The sequence below is a fragment of the Viridibacillus sp. d25.2 genome, assembly GCF_055456015.2.
Genome location: NZ_CM196652.1, coordinates 2,305,568 through 2,322,744, shown reverse-complemented (window position 1 = coordinate 2,322,744; position 17,177 = coordinate 2,305,568). Strand labels below are relative to the sequence as shown.

Here is a 17,177-nt window from a genome sequence, read left to right as displayed (position 1 = left end):
AACATAGCCGTCCCTTAGCGATAATAAGGAGCGAGAGTTGTGCTAAAGTTTTTTAGCAAAACAAGGTGGTACCGCGGAAACATGCGTTTTCGTCCTTTTATAGAAGGATGAGAAGGCTTTTTTTATTGAAATAAACAGGAGGCGACAATTATGCAAACAATTGTATTTGCTGGAGCAGGTTCAATGGCTGAAGCTATGATTCAAGGTTGGGTAAAAGAAGGTGTCGTATCACCCAAAAGTATTCATATTATGAATAAGTCCGATCGTCAAAAACTGAATCGTATCGCTGATGCACATGGCGTACAAATTGTTTCTGACAGTCGCGATGTTGTAAAAGTTGCAGATTGCATTATTTTGGCTATGAAACCGAAAGACGTTATTAAAGGAATGGAAGCATTAGCTCCCCTTCTAGAAAAAGATACAGCTGTCTTATCCGTCGTTGCAGGTATTTCAATTGCAACGATTGAAAATAGTTTAGGAAAACGACCAATTGCTCGTGTTATGCCAAACACTTCAGCTACAATCGGCATGTCAGCAAGTGGCGTAGCATTTAATGAACAAATCGATGCAAGTTTAAAACAAGAATTTATGACAATGTTAGAAGCAATAGGAACAGTAATCGAAGTCGAAGAAGATAAATTGCATGCAGTAACTGCTGTCTCAGGTAGTGGCCCTGCTTATTTATACTATTTAGTCGAAGCATTCGAACAAGCTGGCGTTAAGTACGGTTTATCACGTGAGGTTGTACGCTCACTTGCCATACAAACGATCGCAGGTGCAGCTGAAATGCTAAAACAATCCACAGAAGAACCAACAGAGCTACGTAGAAAAGTAACAAGTCCAGGTGGCACTACTGAAGCTGGCATTAAAGCCTTAGAAGAAAACCACTTCAAAGACGCTATTATGGCTTGTATTCATGATGCAGAAGCTAAATCACGCGAATTGGCGAAAAATGAATAAAAGCTCAAAAGAAACCCTGAAAAAGCATCGATTTATCATGCTCTTTCAGGGTTATTTTATAACTAATCCATTTAACTAAGTAGTTTTTTTCTCTATATAAAAAACATTACTCAACAGAAAAAATACAGCAATTATCATTTTTAAAGAAATACTTCTATGTACATAAGCCTTTTTGATAAACCAATTCCTACTACTTTGCTATAATATAGACAATATTAGAATTGGAGTGATTTCATCCATGACAAAATTATTCGAACCATATCAGGTAGGTAATTTAACGCTAAAAAACCGCATTGTCATGTCACCTATGTGTATGTACGAATGCCATAATGAGGACGGTCTCGTTCAAGATTTCCATAAAATTCACTATACAACAAGAGCAGTTGGACAAGTTGGACTGATCATTTTAGAAGCTACTGCTGTACAGCCTGAAGGACGTATCTCTCCACAAGACCTTGGTATTTGGAGTGATAATCATACCCCTGGCCTCACTGAACTGAACCGTTTAATGCATGATGCTGGTTCAAAAACGGGTATCCAATTAGCACATGCAGGTCGTAAAGCAGTGCTTGAAAGCGATATTTTTGCACCTTCTGCTATTGCCTTTAGCGATAGATTTAAAACACCAATTGAAATGACGACTGATGATATTAACAATACGATAGACGCATTTAAAAAAGCCGCTATACGTTCAAAAGAAGCTAACTTCGATGTAATTGAACTACATGGTGCCCATGGTTACTTAATCAATGAATTTTTGTCTCCACTTTCAAATAAACGTACAGATGGATATGGTGGCTCAGTAGAAAAACGCTATCGTTTTTTACGTGAAATAATTGACGCTGTAAAAGAAGTATTTGATGGACCACTATTTGTCCGCATTTCAGCGAAAGATTATGCTGAAGGTGGAATGGAACCTAGTGATTATGTTCCAATAACAAAGTGGATGAAAGATCAAGGTGTAAATTTAGTAGATGTAACCTCTGGGGCGGTCGTTCTTGCAAATATCCCCGTATTTCCGGGATACCAAGTGCCACTTGCTGAATTAATCAAACATGAAACTCCAATTCCAACAGGTGCAGTCGGGCTTATCACTTCCCCACTACATGCTGAAGAAATCCTGCAAAATGACAGAGCAGACTTAGTCTTCATGGCAAGAGAATTATTACGTAATCCCTATTGGGCTTATCAAGCAGCGAAAGAATTGGGCATAGATATTGAAGCTATAAACAATTCCTATAAACGTGGGTGGAAATAAGATTTCACTTAAAAATCAGCACAAATAAACCTACATGATTTCTGAGTATTATAATACTCAAAAATCATGTAGGTTTTTTAAATAGTGCTTATACTTTTCTATTTTGTGTCTAAAAAAAATATTTAATAAGGCACTTACTTGACGTGAAACGCAGTATGACTATGGCCCTCTCTTGATTTTGTTACTTCTAAGATCGTAGGCATTGCTGCTTTTAGTTCGGGCACATGTGAGATGACACCAATCATACGACCAGATTTCTGAAGATCAATTAATGTATCGATTGCTTTAGTCAACGATTCTTCATCTAATGTTCCGAATCCTTCGTCTATAAACATCGTATCGATTCTGATATTCCCTTGGAAGCTTTGAATCACGTCTGACATGCCAAGCGCTAAACATAGTGAAGCATTGAACTTCTCCCCACCTGATAGGGTTTTTACATCACGGGTTTGACCTGTATAGGCATCATAGACATCTAAACCTAATCCACTTTGCTTACCTCTAGCTTCCTGGCGATCACTACGAATCAAATTGAATTGTCCATTCGATAACGGTTTTAAGCGTTCGTTTGCAGCATGAATAATCTGCTCCAAATATTCGATTTGGACATAGCGTTCAAACGAGACTTTTATAGAATTTTGACCCCGTAGTAAATCAAAAAGACCGATAATTCGACCACATGAGGCTTCGAGTTCAGTTATATTTTTGCTAATTTCCGTTAAATCAGTTATCAGCTGATGTGCAATTTGACTACACTTTTTAGAGTTATTCCATTGTTCATAAGCAGATTCATAAGTTTGTTTCATCTCACTTACGGCCTCTGACAATATAGTAAGATTAACTAATTCTTTGCCCGTTACATGTTCTTTTTCTTCATCAATTTGTGTAGATAATGAATGAATTGTGTTTTTATAGTGCTGACAGTCATTTTTTAGTTTTTGACACTGTGACTCATCTCTTCTTGCTGCTAAATAGTCTTTCCCTTTTTCAAATCCAGCATTTTCAACAGCTTGTTTAAAATCTTCTTGTGCTTGTTCAAGCAACTTGTAGGATTCTGTTAAATCCGTTTTCGCATGTTGTAAATTCGCTTGTGCTGTTGTATTTTGTTCATTTGCTTGTTGCATACGCTTTTGCGCGAGTGCCCAGCTTTCCTCTAATTGAGCTCTTTGCTGAGTCGCTTCATTTGTTAATTGATATAAATGATGTAGCGATGTAATATCTTGCGGTATTGATTTTCGTTTTTCCTCATAAATTGCAGTTGCATTATTTAGTGCTTGCAGTTGAGTTTGATACGTCTTTTCCAATTGTTGTAGTTGTAGATGATACTCGTCTACTGCTTGTTTTTGAGATTTAGTTTTCACTTTTAACTGATTCCATAGCTCTTTTTCTTTCTTTAACTGTTGAACATTAGCAAATAACTCTTTATATTGACTTGTTAAAGACGGTCCTTCATCTACTGTAACGCTGAGTTCTTGAAGATTTGTTTCTAGTGTATAAAATGTCTCCATTTCAGCCTGAAGTTGTCCATTCGTCACAAAGAATTGTTGCTCTAAGTTTGAAGCATATTTACGAATTTGTTCTAATTGCTGTTCGTTAACTACTTCCACTTTTTCTTCATGCTTAGCTACATGTTCTGTGCTACCGCATACTGGACATGGGGTACCATCTACTAACTGCGCTGCGAGAATACTCGCTTGGCTAGCAACCCATTTATCTTGTTCAGCCTTCGCCTTTTGTTGCGCTTCAATATACACTTTCTCTTTTGTAGTAGCTTGCTCTTTTAAGTCCTGTACCTTTTTTTGTTGTATAGACCATTGATGATAGACCCCTGCTCGGTCTTTCAATTGGGCTAATTGATCAATTCGTTCATCCAGAGGTTGTATTTTTTCTTCTAATGTGGCAGATTGTTCTTCTATTGCTTGAAGTGCGAGCATTCGCTCTTCATGTTGTTGACTTTGATTAGTAAATACTGCATGCAATTGTTGAACTTCTTGTTGTAATTGATTTTTTATCTGATTTTGTTGTTCTAAATCTTTGAATATAGGTTCTAAAGATTGCAATTGCATTAGCCTTTTTAAACTGTCATTACGCTCATTGTCTTTTTGTTGTTCGGCAACAAATTGAGCAGTTAACTCTTCTAGTTGAAGCTTCATTTTTTGTTCTGAATTTTTGGCATCTTCAAATGTTGTTTCTTTTTGTAAAACCTTTTGCTTTGCCACACGGTAATATTGCTCAATTGGCATAATGTGACTAGCCTTTTCAGCAGCAGCTAGCTCACGTTCTTTTTCAATGAACAGAGGCTCTTGCTGTTTTAGAACGAGTAGCTTTTGTTCTTTCTCTTTAAATGCCTCTATTTTTTGATTTAACGTAACGGCTTCAAATTGTTGACGTTGCTTGTCTTCAAGTTGTTTACCGACAGCTTTATAATTAGCTTCGTCTTCTGTAATTTGATGATTATAAAAGTCGACTTCTACCTTTAATGCATCCACAAGTTGATACATATTGAACTGGTTTGTATCTAGTAACTCGAAAAGTGCTGACTCTCTTTTAGGAAGGGTACTTGCAATTTTACTAGTATGCAATTTACGGACTGCTATCGCCTGTTGTAACTCTTTGTCTGCTTCTTCCTTTTTCACTTTAAGCCGATCTGTAATATGACGATAAGGTTCGGTTTTGAAAATTTTTCGTAAAATCGCCTCTTTGTTTTCTGTTTCAGAAGTTAGTAATTTACGAAACTCACCTTGAGGCAGCATGACAATTTGTTTAAATTGATCTTTTGTTAGACCAACAATGTCTTCAATTTTTTTATTAATTTCTCCAACTTTTTGTGATTCAACGACCGGTTTTTCTCCTGTAGGAAGGATCTCGACAAGTTCAAATGATTCACCAGTCGCTGTTTTATTACCATTTTTACGATGAGCCAATTGACGAAGTACACGGTATTGACGATTATGGATTTCAAAAATGAGTTCAGCAGATGTATGAGTATCATCGTCCGCAAAGTCACTGCGAATTTCTTTAATATCCGCACGATCTTCACCACTTGCGCTACCGTACAAAGCAAAACTAATACCATCAAAAATAGTTGTTTTACCTGCCCCAGTTGCACCCGAAATAACAAATAAGCGATGCTCGCCTAATTCACGAAAGTCGATTATTTCCGTCTTTTTATAAGGACCAAAGGCGGTCATTTTCAGTTGAATTGGCTTCATTTCACATCACTCCCTACTTCTCGTTCTTTCGCTAATCCTTCTTGTAACACTTCTTGGAATAGCTGTTTTGTTTCGTCTTCTACTTCCAAACCTACTATCTCCTTATAGAAAGCCTCAAAAAGAGTCAAGTCATCCATCTTTTGACGAGATGTTGTTAATTGCTCTGTGCCATCGATCTTTTGATGAATCATTTTACGTTCCACATGCATGGCATTCGGAAAGACAGTACGTATTTTCTCCATCGGCGAAATGATTGGTGTGTCATCAAGTAATTTGACGTAAATATAATCTTCACTAACCTCTGACTTAAGTAAATTATCAATCGTATCTTCTACAGTTCGCATATCTCTACGCGGTTGCAATAATTTCTTCTCGACTGTTATTTGTCCATCTTTTGCTAAGTCCACGATTAAGTAACCCTTTTTATGATTCTCCTCAGAAATTGAATATTTCAATGGTGAACCTGCATACCGAATTGTTTCATTTAATACAAAATGAGCTTGGTGTAAATGTCCAAGTGCTGTGTAATGGAATGGCTCAAATAGTGCTGCATCAATGCATTCTGTACCCCCGATGGCTAAAGGACGCTCAGATTCACTTGTATTCTCCTCTTCTTGACCGTGGGAGGTAACAAAGGCATGTCCTACAAAAACATGTCTTTTCTCTAGATCCATATTCTCTTTCAGCTCATTGGTTATACGTTTCATTGCAGATTGGTGAGATTTAATTGAATCATCACCAAATACATATCGAACTTGTGAAGGATCTGCATACGGTATTAAGTGAAAATGTACCTCTCCAAACTCATCATTCAGAATAACTGGTGATAGCTTGTCATCCAGATTCCCAACTATATGTAAACCACTTTCCTTCATTAACTGACTGCCGAAATGTAAACGACCTGGGCTGTCATGATTTCCTGCAATGCTAATGAGTGGAATATGTCTTTTTAACACAATCTCTTCGAAAATATCATCTAATAATCGAACAGCTTCTGTCGGAGGTACAGCTCTGTCGTATAAATCACCGGCAACAATTATGACATCTGGCTTCTCATCATCAATATCCGCCAAAAATTGTTGTAAAATAAAAGCTTGATCCTCAGTCATATAAACCCCTTGTACAAGCTTACCTAAATGCCAATCTGCTGTATGAAATATCTTCATATAAATTCCTCCTTTTAAGCGTATTATCTATTTTAACATTCAATTGATATTGTTGTGATTGTAAAATATCACACAGAAAACACTGTCTATTTATTGTATCATAGCAGCTCGAAACAGAATAAACGTTCCTTTTTATTAAAGCAAAACTACAGCAATTCCAGTGAGGATTCTAATAATAATTTTTTTATAATTTAATTATATATCCTTAGCGAATTGTGGGAAGTAAGTAAATCATAAAAAAGTACAACGAATCATGAAAACATTTAAGCACAAACGAATTGAGGCAAAACTAAAAGGTCTGAGCCCGGTTCAATACCGAGTTCAGACCTTAACTGCCTAATGAGATAACCGTTTCTAACTTTTAGGGGTCACCTTAGAATAGATAACACTCCTCACTCTCTTTTTGCAAATTTAGAATAAAGTTTGATTAAAATAGCGTATCCGTATTATCCAATCACAAATCAGAAAGCTTTCCACCCGTTAATAGTTCAAATAAATCAATAGAATCCTCCACGTTTAGTTGCACATACTGATTCTCACCTCTCACAACCTCTAATTTATCTTTATTTGTACTTATCCAAATTTCATATAACACTGCTTTTGCTGACATTTTATCACTTTTAAATTGAAACACAAAATTGTAGTCAGCAGGGTGTTCCATATCTACTTTGGCGTTTATCCAATCAACCTTATCTAATATATCTTTCACCTTTTGAACTTGCTTATTATCAGTAACTTCTTTAAATTCTTCATATTTATTTTCATTACCAACACGCTTATCAACTTCTATCTTTTCTCCTTCGTCTACTTTTCCATTAGAACACCCTGTAATAACAAATAAAATCATTGCCAATGAAAAAAATAAAGTTTTTGTAAATTTCATATGAACTCCCCTTTTATTTATCATTTCAAGTACATTACTTCACGATTGTAACATAAATTCCCAATTCGTCATTATTGAAACAACAAAATCTAATACAAATAGTATCTCCTTAAAAACCAATTAGACCAGCGAGGTATTTACAAAACAAATTTTAAATAACTAATATTTAATAGTTCAAATACTTCAACAGAAACAAAAAAAAGCGATCTCTTATGTCGGTTATCGACCAAGGGATACACCTTTTGTTCTTCATCGAAAATGATTTTGATATAACTTCTAAATATCAAAATATAAATGATAATGACCTTCACACCGCTCGTTAAACGTTGAGCCACATTGTAAACATTGATTCGTACCAATATACTCCTCAATCGTATGCTCTTTGTTGCAAATACCGCAAAGAACTGCTAGTTCATCCCCTTCATTCTTAGACCAAACTTCTGGCTCATGAAGTTCACAGGCAGCATGACATTCAAAACACGGATAGTACTTATTACAGCATTTAAATTTCAAAGCGACAATATCCTTTTCCGTATGGTAATGCAGACAGCGCGTTTGATCATCAACTACTAATCCATAAACGTTCACTTTCTAACCTCCCACCATTCTTAGTAATAAAAAAATGCCAATTAATAAAAGACCTACACAAATTGCTAAATAGTCTCGGTTCTCAAAACGCAATACCTTATATCGTGTACGACCACTTCCATCACCATAAGCTCTAGCATCTATGGCATTTGCTAAATTCTCTGCTCTTTGAATGGAGGTAAATAATAGCGGGACGATAATGGGTATATAGCTAAATATCTTTTTAAAAAATGATTTGTCTTCAAAATTGACGCCTCTTGCTTTTTGCGCTTCTGTAATTTTTTCTAGTTCCATTACAATTGTCGGTATAAAACGTAATGTAATGGCTATCATTAAAGAAAATTGCTCGACTGGGAAGTGCAGACGCTTCAATGGTTTACAAAGTACTTCAAACCCATATGCTAAATCCAGTGGCTTTGTTGATAAGGTAAGTAATGAGGTGATTAATACAAGTAAAATCACACGCATCACTATCCGGCCTCCAGCAACAATTCCTTCTATTGATATAGAAAAAATGCCGTAGTGAAATAGCAAGTTCTCACCCTTTGTAAAAAAAATATGATAAACAATCGTAAATACTAGAATATATAAAATGGGTTTTAAGCCTTTTAAGAAAAAATGCCATGGGATTTTTGATATCGTAATACAGCCAACAACAATGAAGCTCGCGAGTATATAACCTACTGCATTATCGATTAAAAAGAATGCGATCACGATACAAAATAAACTGAATAATTTTGAGCGTGGATCTAAACGATGGAAAATAGATGATGTCTCAACAAACTGTCCGATTAACACCTTTTCAATCATACAATCTCATCCCCTTGCTCCGTGAAAAATTCTACAACTTTTTGCAGAACAACTTCTTCTTGCAATGATTCAACTTCAATTCGTTTCTCATAACGCTTTTCTATTAATTGTAAAAGTTTCACAGTATCCGGAACATCTAAACCAAATGCCTGTAGCTCATGTCCATGCTCTAAAAATAATGCTATAGGATTCTTTTGAAAAATCATCTCTCCTTCGTTCATTACGAGTACTTCTTGTGAATACTCAGCAACTTCATTCATTTGATGTGTTACGACGATGACGGTACGCTGTCCACCTCCAGCTTTTTGCCAATCATGAACTAATTGTAAAATGAGTTTACTTCCTTGTGGATCTAGTCCGGCAGTTGGCTCATCCAAAATAAGGACTTCGGGATTCATCATTAGTACTGTTGCAATCGCCACGCGTCTTTTTTCACCACCACTCAATTCAAGTGGTGCTTTGTCAAAATACGCTTCAGATAAACCAACTTGGTTAATGATATCTTTAGCTCTTTTAAGGATTTCCTCTTTTTTTACACCTTCATTTTTCGGACCAAAAGCTAAGTCTTTCAAGACGGTTGTTTCAAATAACTGATGTTCAGGATACTGAAATACAAATCCAATGCCTAGAATAATTTTTGCATTACCCTTTCTAGAAAGTTCATTGACATTCCCATTGATTAATAATTGTCCAGAAGTCGGTGCTATTAATCCTTTTAGTAGTTTTATTACAGTAGATTTTCCAGAACCTGTATGCCCTATTACGGACACCCATTTTCCTGTTTCAATCGTCATAGTTATGTTTTGCAAGCTCTCCTTGCTATCATTTGACAAACTTGGATACTGGTAAGAGGCACTTTCTAATCTGATGTCCATAAATAATCAACTACCTCTTCTAAAGTCATTAACTGATTTGGAACTTCGATATTCGAAGTACTTAAACGTTCTTTTAGTTTCAAAGCAAGTGGCAAATCCAATTCATTACTTTCTATTACACTATTGTTATGAAAAATAGCTGTGGGCGCTCCTTCGGCGACTATAACACCCTCATTTAAAACAACTACTCTAGTTGCTTTAAGCGCTTCTTCCATATGGTGAGTTATATGAATAATAGTGAAACCTTCGTTATGTAGCTGCTGCATCAAATTGGTGATATCCCTTCTACCCATAGGATCTAACATTGCGGTTGATTCATCAAATACGATATATTTTGGCTTCATCGCTAAAATTGCAGCAATTGTAACACGTTGTTTCTGCCCTCCTGAGAGTCTATGCGGCTCATAATCTTTAAAAGAAAGCATATTAACCTTTAATAATGCTTCTTCTACAATGGATTGCATTTTATTGGGCTCAACTGAAATATTTTCTAAACCGAAAATGACTTCATCAAAAACGGTCGTCGTTATAAATTGATCTTCTGGATTTTGGAAAACCAAACCAATTAGTTGGCGAATTCTCTTTAAGTTTTTAGGGTTTTGAGTGTCTAGCTTATCTACAAAAACATGTCCAAGTTGTGGCTGTATAAGTCCGTTCATCAATTTTGACATCGTCGATTTTCCTGAACCATTTGGGCCAACAATCGTTACATATTCACCTTCATTTATTTGTAGCGATATATTTTTCAATACCGTATGCTGTCCGTATGTAAACGATACGTTGTCAAAAGTAAGCAAATTCTGCACCTTCTTTTATCTATATTCTCTACTAAATAAACCTTGCATCTCTTCCAACGTAAGCTCTGTATGTGAAGGTTTTTCCCAAATGCCCATTTTAGAGCCATTTACCGATAAAACTTGGCCGGATATTGTACTACTATTAGCCAATAAAACGACAACTTTTGCTACATCATCTGGTGAGCCAATTTTCCAATAATCAGGGAAAGCTTTACCTTCTACCTTACATTTTGCTTGAATACGTTCAATGACTGGTTTTGTCATATCGGTTAAAGCAGCAGGTGCTATTGCATTGACGCGAATACCATAACGCTTTAGTTCTTCTGCCAAAGTCCATGTAAGCCCTAATATTCCCGCTTTCGCAGCACTATAATTAACTTGACCAACTGTTCCTACTAAACCTGCAGTTGACGTCATATTAATAATGCAACCACCTTCGTTACGAGCCTTCATATGCTCTGCTACTACTCTTGTACAAGCAAAAGTTCCTGTCAAATGTACATCTATCACTTCTTGCCATGACTGATCTGACATTTTCACAAGTAATTGATCTCTTGTAATACCTGCATTATTAACGAGGATATCTATCTTACCAAAATGTGCTAAGACCTTGTGAACTATTTTTTCAGCACCTGCTATAGTAGCAACACTTTCACAAATACCAATAGCTTGTCCTCCATCTAAATGAATCTCATCTACAACAGTTTGTACTTGGATAGCATTTGTACCATTTATAGCAACTAAAGCACCTTCTTTTGCCATCTGCAATGCGATACTTTTACCAATACCTCTCGTAGAACCCGTTATTAATGCTACTTTTTCTGTCAGCACTCTCTCACCTACCTGTATTAGTTAATTGAATAACACCCATTACAGCTATCTGATTATTATGTTTCATAGCCTTTATTTCAATAGTCACCGTATCTACTTCGTTATCAACTACTACATATGAGAATGTTAGTACTTCACCGACTAATACGGGCTGAACAAATTTTGTATCATAGTAATTAACAACACTTGTTGGAAATATCTCTGCCAGTCTGCTCTCCGCGATCCCCATAACTAACATGCCATGTACAATTTCACGTTCAAATCCAGCTTCTACAGCACTATGAAAATCTAAATGAATAGGGTTATAGTCTTTTGAAATCTCGGCATATCTTTCTACATCTTGTGCTCCAATAATCACGTTCTCATTCGTACACACGAAATCACCTATAGTGAATGAAATCAATTACTTCACCTCATTTTCATCAAGTCTACGTAATATTAAATTTGTTTCTGATGTGAAAGATAGTAACTCATCTTGATAGCCTTCTAGTACATGTTGTAAAATCCAAAGCACACCTGTAGAACCTTGTTTTTTCTTAATATCTTTCAATACAATTTTGCATTTATATGTATCTCCTGCAATTATAGGCTTTATATATGTGAACTTTTGTTCTCCGTGAATTAATGGCACTTCTAAATCCTCTAACCAATCAAGCTTCGTATATCGCCAAAATAAGATAGGGAATGTAGGAGGAGCAACAAGATTTGAAAATCCTGCTTTGTTGGCAGCTTCCCTCTGGAAATGACGTAGATTCTTACTTTTTATACTTTCCGCAAAATCTTGTATATCTTGAGACTCAACTTTTACATAAAAAAAATCTGTTTCCATCCCTAATTCAAAATGCATGATGAACTAACTCCTTCAAAAAGTGTAGCAAGTCCCAATCCTCCACCTATACCTAAAGTAGCAATTGCTTTTTCAAATGGCTGATGCTGCATTTGCGTACATAAACGAGTAACTAGAATTGCTCCGGAAGCACCATACGGATGACCTAATGCAATGGCCCCTCCCCCTACGTTTACTTTAGATTGTGGAATATCTAAACATTTTAGTGAGGCGAGTACTTGTGATGCAAATGCTTCATTAAATTCCACTCGTTCAATATCATTAATTTGTAATTCATTTCTATCTAATAATTTCTCAACAGCTGGAACTGGGCCGATACCTAAAAAGTTAGGGTCCACACCGACTGCTACTGCATCTACAAATTTCATAATAGGCTTTATGCCAAGTTCAGTGCATTTTTCACCTGACATAACTAACACAACAGCTACACCATCATTTATCGGACATGCATTTCCTGCGGTAACAACCCCGTCTTCTTTGAAAATCGGTTTCAACTCAGAAAGTTTCTCTAAATTTGTTGTCTTTCGTGGACATTCATCTTCAAAGACTGTGATTATTTCTTTTCCTGAATTGTATGTTATCGGCACAATTTCGGTTGAAAAATCAGTCGCAATTGCCTTTTGATGACTTGCATATGCATAAACGTCCTGTTCTTCACGTGAAATTTTATATTTCTCCGCTACATTTTCTGCAGCGATACCCATATCAGGATCACCGATTGTATCAGGTGAAAATTTTGAACGCATATACATTTCTGGAGCACTATTATTAAAGAGTGATGAAGGTTTCTTCATACGCCAAGGCGCTCTACTGACACTTTCAACACCCCCTGCCAAATAGATATGCCCAGCACCACTTTGGATAAGACGTGCAGCCATATTTATTGCTTCTAATCCTGATCCACATTGACGGTCCACTGTCACACCAGGAATTTCAACTGGGAGCCCCGCTGTTAGTAAAGCCAGTCTAGCAATATTCCCACCCGGTCCAACTGTATTTCCCATTATTACATCATCAATGGACTGTATTGGCAAATTAACTTCACTGACTATCTGTTGAATAACTTGCGCTAATAAATCCTCTGGTTCGATATCTTTTAAAATACCTCCAAGTTTGCCAATTGGACTACGTTTAGCAAGTACGATAAAAGCATCACTCATCGTTCAACTTCCTCCATTATTCGCTTTTTCATCTTATCTCTCGCAATTTTCCCACTACTTGTAAAAGTAAATTGTTCCACTGACATAATACTTTGAGGTATTTTGTATGTTGCTAAATGTTTCCGACAATAATCTTTAACTTGTAAAACAGTCATCTCTTTACCTGCCACCCACTGTATAATTGCAACAATTTTTTCTCCCCAATAGGTATCCGGTTCACCAAATACCATTACTTCAGCAACTTCATCTAAGGATTGAAGAATGGTTTCAATTTCTTCTGGAAAGACATTTAATCCACCAGTAATCATCCTATTTTTTGTTCGACCTACAATGTATAAATAACCTTCCTCATCCATTGAGGCATAATCTCCTAGTGCTAACCAGCCGTTTTGCAATACTTTATCCGTTTCTATTTTGTTATCAAAATAGCCTTCAAATATCATTTCACTTGATACAAATAATTGACCAATCCCCCCATTTTCTACTTCAGAACCGTCATCACAGCGAATTGAAATTTTCACTTTTGAAAATGGTTTCCCTACAGATTGAGGTTTAGTCATTTGTTCAGTTTCAGTTAAAAATGCAATATAACTTGCTTCTGATGATCCATAAAATTCAAAAATAGAGCTATTTTTGAATACTTCCTTTGTTTCTATTTTCGATTCCACCGACCATTTTGCCCCAGAAGAAATTATCGATTTAGGTGCAAAAAAATCAAAATTATTCTTTTTGATATAGGACAGTATTCCTTCTATCATTGTTGGAACGACATAGAGCATGGCATTGTCAACTTTTTGTAATACCTGTACTACTTTCTCAGGAGAAAATTTATCAATTAAATTAAAGGTAGCCCCTATAAATAACGTGTTAATCGCAGCAAAAAGTGCCATAGAATGTACGAGCGGACCTGGTGCAATTACCTGGTCTGTTTGAAGCATTTGGAATGCATCGTTAGTTGCATGAAAGCTTTCAATCCAGGAGTGATGTGACCGCATGAAACCTTTTGGATTTCCTGTTGTGCCTGATGTAAATCCTATAAATAGTGTCGATGATTGATGATGAATAATAGGCATACTTTGCGGAGATTGCTGCTTCCATTCAGAATAATTATCTCCAATAACAAAAACAGAACAATTATTATTTAGTTTAATCCCCTTAAATTCTTCGTCTATAAAAAGGACAGCCGGTTTGCAAATGCTTAAGACATAACTAATCTCCTTGTCACTCCATTTTGGATCCATTGGAACAGGTATGCAGCCAGCAGCAATTGCTCCTAAAAAAACCTCTAAGAATTCTACTTTGTTTCGCATGTAAATAGCCACTTTGCTAGAGTTTTCTATGTTTAAATTTGAAAGTCCATTCGCAACCTTATGGATACATACTATAAGCTCTTTATATGTAATAGACGTCTCAAGAGATTGAATAGCTATTTTATCTGGAGTTATTTGTGCATAGTTTCTTATTTGATCAACAATATCCATAGAATTATCACGCCTTTAACACTTCTAATTTTTTGGAAAATAGGAGGAGAATAGTACACTCCTCCACGAATAAATAATAGCTTTAGAACTGGTTATATTGATAAATATATCTCCCAATACTATTTCTCCATTTTACTATATCGTATTTCCGTGCTCCAAAACTTTTGCTTTAATCGGACTGATTGATTTAAGCTGTATAGCAACTATTGCAGCTATAACCGCTTTAATCATATCACCTGGCAAAAACATAGCGGCTCCTGTGATACCTGCCCAAATAGATGTGCCTGTAATAATTGCCATAATTGGCGCTCCGATTAGATTAATAAGTAATACCCCACCTACAAAGTTCACTATAATCAGCTTCCACATCTTCATATTCTTCCAGAATTTTTCTGTTAAAGAGCCGATCGTAAAAACGGCGATTGGCCAACTCATTAAATAGCCAACTGTAGGACTCATAAAGACTGGAATACCCCCACGACCACCTGATAAAAGAGGTGCGCCTAATGCAACTATTACTATAAAGACAATTATGCTTATGCTTCCAACTTTTCTTCCTAAAAAGCACCCTGCTAGCATAACTCCTAATGTTTGTGCAGTAATAGGTACAGGAATAAATGACAATGTAATCGGAGGAATAAGTCCAAGGACCGCAATTATTGCTGCAAAAAGTGCTGCCAATACCATTTCTTTTGTATTCATTTCTCTCATCTCCATTATTTTAAAATTATGTACTTTACTCACACTACCGACAATGTAAATAAATTCAGAGCGCTATAAAGAATTGTGTAAAACAAGGTAAATAAAAGTGATTATTGTACACAACTATGATAATATAACTTCCGCCCCTCTTTGTAAACCTATTTTAAATATTAGGTTTACTCAATTTCTTTATATAAAAAACCTAAGCCAAATTTCAATGGCCTAGGTTTTTTGGGTACGCTTAATATTGTGTTATAGAATAGATAAAAACAATGGTAATAACGATTGGCACTACAAATGTCATTAAGATTTTCCACGTTTTAAAATACATAGGCGATAACTTTCCACCTTGCATAAATTCATCTTTCACAAACGATTTCTTTACTTTATGCATGATGAATATGGCGATTAGTAAGTTTCCTAAAGGAAGCATAATATTACTTACTAAATAATCTGTTGCATCGAAAATACTCTTACCAAATATCGTAAAATCAATCAAACTGCTAGATGATAAAGCAGCTGGAATAGACGCTATAAACACGACCACCCCTAAAGCAAATGCAATATTTCTTCTTGCATTCTGCCATTTTTCTACTAAAGCTGCTACAATAATTTCATATAAACTAAATGACGAAGTAAGTGTAGCGAATAAGAATAGTAATAAGAAAATAGCTAAAAATAGTTCACCAAAAGGCATTTGGCTAAATACCGAAGGCAATACCATAAATAATAGACCAGGTCCTTCAGCAGGTTCATAACCAAATGCAAAAACTACTGGAAAAATAGCAAGCCCTGCAAGTAATGACACGAAAATATTCATTAGTACAACGGACCCTGCTGAATTAGGTAAACTCTCATCTTTTTTCAAATACGAACTATACGTCACCATACACGAAAAACCAACAGCTAATGCGAAGAACGACTGTCCCAGCGCATATAATACGGCCTTGCCAGTAATTTTTGAAAAATCAGGCGCTAAAAAGAATTTTACCCCTTCCATCGCTCCGTCAAGTGATAATGCACGAATGACAAGTATGAAGAAGAATACAAATAGTAAAGGCATCATATATTTATTTGCTTTTTCAATACCATTTTGTACCCCTAAGGAAATAATAAGAACATTAATCAATGTGAAAAGTGCTAGTCCAACTAATGTAATCCAAGGTGTCCCTGTAATCATGCCAAACAACTTGTCAGGCGTGGTTCCACTTTGAATGACATTTCCAACAACTGACTTACCACTATATATTAATATCCAGCCCCCTACTACACTGTAAAAAGAAAGTAATAAAAAGCATCCTGCTACGCCAAGTCGACCAATCCAAACCCACGTACTTTTTGGTGCTAGTTTTTTATATGCTGAGATCGCTTCTGCACCAGATCCGCGACCAATGATGAATTCTGAAATTAACATCGGTAAACCGATCAATAGCGTAAAAATGACAAATAATAAAAAGAAGGCTCCCCCTCCACTTTGCCCCGTTACGTACGGCATTTTCCAAATGGCACCTAGCCCAATCGCTGCTCCAGCCGACGATAATATGAAGCCTAACTTCGTCGACCACTGTCCTTTACTTGAATTCAAAAGGTGTTCCTCCTCTACTCTG

17 protein-coding genes and 1 other annotated feature (1 of these 18 cut by a window edge) are annotated in these 17,177 nt (G+C 36.1%); of the genes, 3 read left to right on the top strand and 14 right to left on the bottom strand.

The features are described from left to right. Nucleotides 1-100 (top strand) — a binding site (T-box leader) (it extends 116 nt beyond the left edge of the window). 50 nt (nucleotides 101-150) lie between these two features. After that, a complete protein-coding gene (gene proC / locus ACZLO7_RS11715) occupies nucleotides 151-960 on the top strand; it encodes a pyrroline-5-carboxylate reductase (RefSeq protein WP_464939322.1) in 810 nt (269 codons plus the stop codon). 238 nt (nucleotides 961-1,198) lie between these two features. Next, nucleotides 1,199-2,218, top strand: a complete 1,020-nt coding sequence (gene namA / locus ACZLO7_RS11710) for an NADPH dehydrogenase NamA (RefSeq protein ID WP_464939321.1) — start codon at nucleotides 1,199-1,201, stop codon at nucleotides 2,216-2,218. A gap of 134 nt (nucleotides 2,219-2,352) precedes the next feature. Here the strand turns inward: namA and ACZLO7_RS11705 are convergent, their stop codons facing one another. Continuing rightward, nucleotides 2,353-5,430: an AAA family ATPase gene (locus ACZLO7_RS11705; protein ID WP_511261333.1), complete on the bottom strand. Its 3,078-nt coding sequence runs from the start codon at nucleotides 5,428-5,430 to the stop codon at nucleotides 2,353-2,355. Continuing rightward, nucleotides 5,427-6,596 carry an exonuclease SbcCD subunit D gene (locus ACZLO7_RS11700; protein WP_464939319.1) on the bottom strand — a complete coding sequence of 390 codons (1,170 nt, stop codon included), beginning with the start codon at nucleotides 6,594-6,596 and terminating at the stop codon, nucleotides 5,427-5,429. The genes ACZLO7_RS11705 and ACZLO7_RS11700 overlap by 4 nt, the downstream gene beginning before the upstream one ends. Before the next feature lie 253 nt (nucleotides 6,597-6,849). On the opposite strand from ACZLO7_RS11700, the gene ACZLO7_RS11695 reads away from it, so the two are divergent. Continuing rightward, a complete protein-coding gene (locus ACZLO7_RS11695; RefSeq protein WP_464939362.1) occupies nucleotides 6,850-6,936 on the top strand; it encodes an IS3 family transposase in 87 nt (28 codons plus the stop codon). A 114-nt stretch (nucleotides 6,937-7,050) separates the two neighbouring features. On the opposite strand, the gene ACZLO7_RS11690 is transcribed toward ACZLO7_RS11695, so the two are convergent. The 12 genes from ACZLO7_RS11690 to ACZLO7_RS11635 form a co-directional block, all read right to left on the bottom strand. Continuing rightward, nucleotides 7,051-7,479 (bottom strand): YhfM domain-containing protein, encoded by a 429-nt coding sequence (locus ACZLO7_RS11690; RefSeq protein WP_464939318.1) that lies wholly within the window; start codon nucleotides 7,477-7,479, stop codon nucleotides 7,051-7,053. A 276-nt stretch (nucleotides 7,480-7,755) separates the two neighbouring features. Further along, entirely contained in the window at nucleotides 7,756-8,067 is a 312-nt protein-coding gene (locus ACZLO7_RS11685; protein WP_464939317.1) for a CHY zinc finger protein, read from the bottom strand. Between the two features lie 3 nt (nucleotides 8,068-8,070). After that, on the bottom strand, nucleotides 8,071-8,877 hold the full coding sequence (locus ACZLO7_RS11680; protein WP_464939316.1) for an energy-coupling factor transporter transmembrane component T family protein: 807 nt from the start codon (nucleotides 8,875-8,877) through the stop codon (nucleotides 8,071-8,073). Continuing rightward, nucleotides 8,874-9,752 carry an ATP-binding cassette domain-containing protein gene (locus ACZLO7_RS11675; protein WP_464939315.1) on the bottom strand — a complete coding sequence of 293 codons (879 nt, stop codon included), beginning with the start codon at nucleotides 9,750-9,752 and terminating at the stop codon, nucleotides 8,874-8,876. The genes ACZLO7_RS11680 and ACZLO7_RS11675 overlap by 4 nt, the downstream gene beginning before the upstream one ends. Continuing rightward, a complete protein-coding gene (locus ACZLO7_RS11670; protein WP_464939314.1) occupies nucleotides 9,737-10,549 on the bottom strand; it encodes an energy-coupling factor transporter ATPase in 813 nt (270 codons plus the stop codon). Before ACZLO7_RS11670 ends, ACZLO7_RS11675 begins: the two co-directional genes overlap by 16 nt. 15 nt (nucleotides 10,550-10,564) lie before the next feature. Further along, the gene (locus tag ACZLO7_RS11665) at nucleotides 10,565-11,380 is read right to left on the bottom strand and encodes an SDR family NAD(P)-dependent oxidoreductase (protein ID WP_464939313.1); all 816 of its coding nucleotides are present in this window, start codon (nucleotides 11,378-11,380) and stop codon (nucleotides 10,565-10,567) included. A gap of 4 nt (nucleotides 11,381-11,384) precedes the next feature. Further along, nucleotides 11,385-11,783: a MaoC family dehydratase gene (locus tag ACZLO7_RS11660; RefSeq protein WP_464939312.1), complete on the bottom strand. Its 399-nt coding sequence runs from the start codon at nucleotides 11,781-11,783 to the stop codon at nucleotides 11,385-11,387. After that, a complete protein-coding gene (locus ACZLO7_RS11655) occupies nucleotides 11,784-12,227 on the bottom strand; it encodes an FAS1-like dehydratase domain-containing protein (protein ID WP_464939311.1) in 444 nt (147 codons plus the stop codon). It abuts the gene before it with no gap. Beyond that, nucleotides 12,212-13,387, bottom strand: a complete 1,176-nt coding sequence (locus ACZLO7_RS11650; protein WP_464939310.1) for a thiolase family protein — start codon at nucleotides 13,385-13,387, stop codon at nucleotides 12,212-12,214. Before ACZLO7_RS11650 ends, ACZLO7_RS11655 begins: the two co-directional genes overlap by 16 nt. Further along, nucleotides 13,384-14,868 carry an AMP-binding protein gene (locus ACZLO7_RS11645; protein ID WP_464939309.1) on the bottom strand — a complete coding sequence of 495 codons (1,485 nt, stop codon included), beginning with the start codon at nucleotides 14,866-14,868 and terminating at the stop codon, nucleotides 13,384-13,386. Before ACZLO7_RS11645 ends, ACZLO7_RS11650 begins: the two co-directional genes overlap by 4 nt. A gap of 135 nt (nucleotides 14,869-15,003) precedes the next feature. Further along, nucleotides 15,004-15,570 carry a biotin transporter BioY gene (locus ACZLO7_RS11640; RefSeq protein WP_464939308.1) on the bottom strand — a complete coding sequence of 189 codons (567 nt, stop codon included), beginning with the start codon at nucleotides 15,568-15,570 and terminating at the stop codon, nucleotides 15,004-15,006. A gap of 241 nt (nucleotides 15,571-15,811) precedes the next feature. Continuing rightward, complete coding sequence (locus ACZLO7_RS11635) at nucleotides 15,812-17,155, bottom strand: sodium-dependent transporter (RefSeq protein WP_464939307.1); 1,344 nt, start codon at nucleotides 17,153-17,155, stop codon at nucleotides 15,812-15,814. Between the last annotated feature and the right edge of the window lie 22 nt (nucleotides 17,156-17,177).

Bases quoted from the DNA above. Each gene is read 5' to 3' on its own strand.
- proC (WP_464939322.1), top strand. From the start codon at position 151: ATGCAAACAATTGTATTTGCTGGAGCAGGTTCAATGGCTGAAGCTATG.
- namA (WP_464939321.1), top strand. From the start codon at position 1,199: ATGACAAAATTATTCGAACCATATCAGGTAGGTAATTTAACGCTAAAA.
- ACZLO7_RS11705 (WP_511261333.1), bottom strand. From the start codon at position 5,430: ATGAAGCCAATTCAACTGAAAATGACCGCCTTTGGTCCTTATAAAAAG.
- ACZLO7_RS11700 (WP_464939319.1), bottom strand. From the start codon at position 6,596: ATGAAGATATTTCATACAGCAGATTGGCATTTAGGTAAGCTTGTACAA.
- ACZLO7_RS11695 (WP_464939362.1), top strand. From the start codon at position 6,850: ATGAAAACATTTAAGCACAAACGAATTGAGGCAAAACTAAAAGGTCTG.
- ACZLO7_RS11690 (WP_464939318.1), bottom strand. From the start codon at position 7,479: ATGAAATTTACAAAAACTTTATTTTTTTCATTGGCAATGATTTTATTT.
- ACZLO7_RS11680 (WP_464939316.1), bottom strand. From the start codon at position 8,877: ATGATTGAAAAGGTGTTAATCGGACAGTTTGTTGAGACATCATCTATT.
- ACZLO7_RS11675 (WP_464939315.1), bottom strand. From the start codon at position 9,752: ATGGACATCAGATTAGAAAGTGCCTCTTACCAGTATCCAAGTTTGTCA.
- ACZLO7_RS11655 (WP_464939311.1), bottom strand. From the start codon at position 12,227: ATGCATTTTGAATTAGGGATGGAAACAGATTTTTTTTATGTAAAAGTT.
- ACZLO7_RS11650 (WP_464939310.1), bottom strand. From the start codon at position 13,387: ATGAGTGATGCTTTTATCGTACTTGCTAAACGTAGTCCAATTGGCAAA.
- ACZLO7_RS11645 (WP_464939309.1), bottom strand. From the start codon at position 14,868: ATGGATATTGTTGATCAAATAAGAAACTATGCACAAATAACTCCAGAT.
- ACZLO7_RS11640 (WP_464939308.1), bottom strand. From the start codon at position 15,570: ATGAATACAAAAGAAATGGTATTGGCAGCACTTTTTGCAGCAATAATT.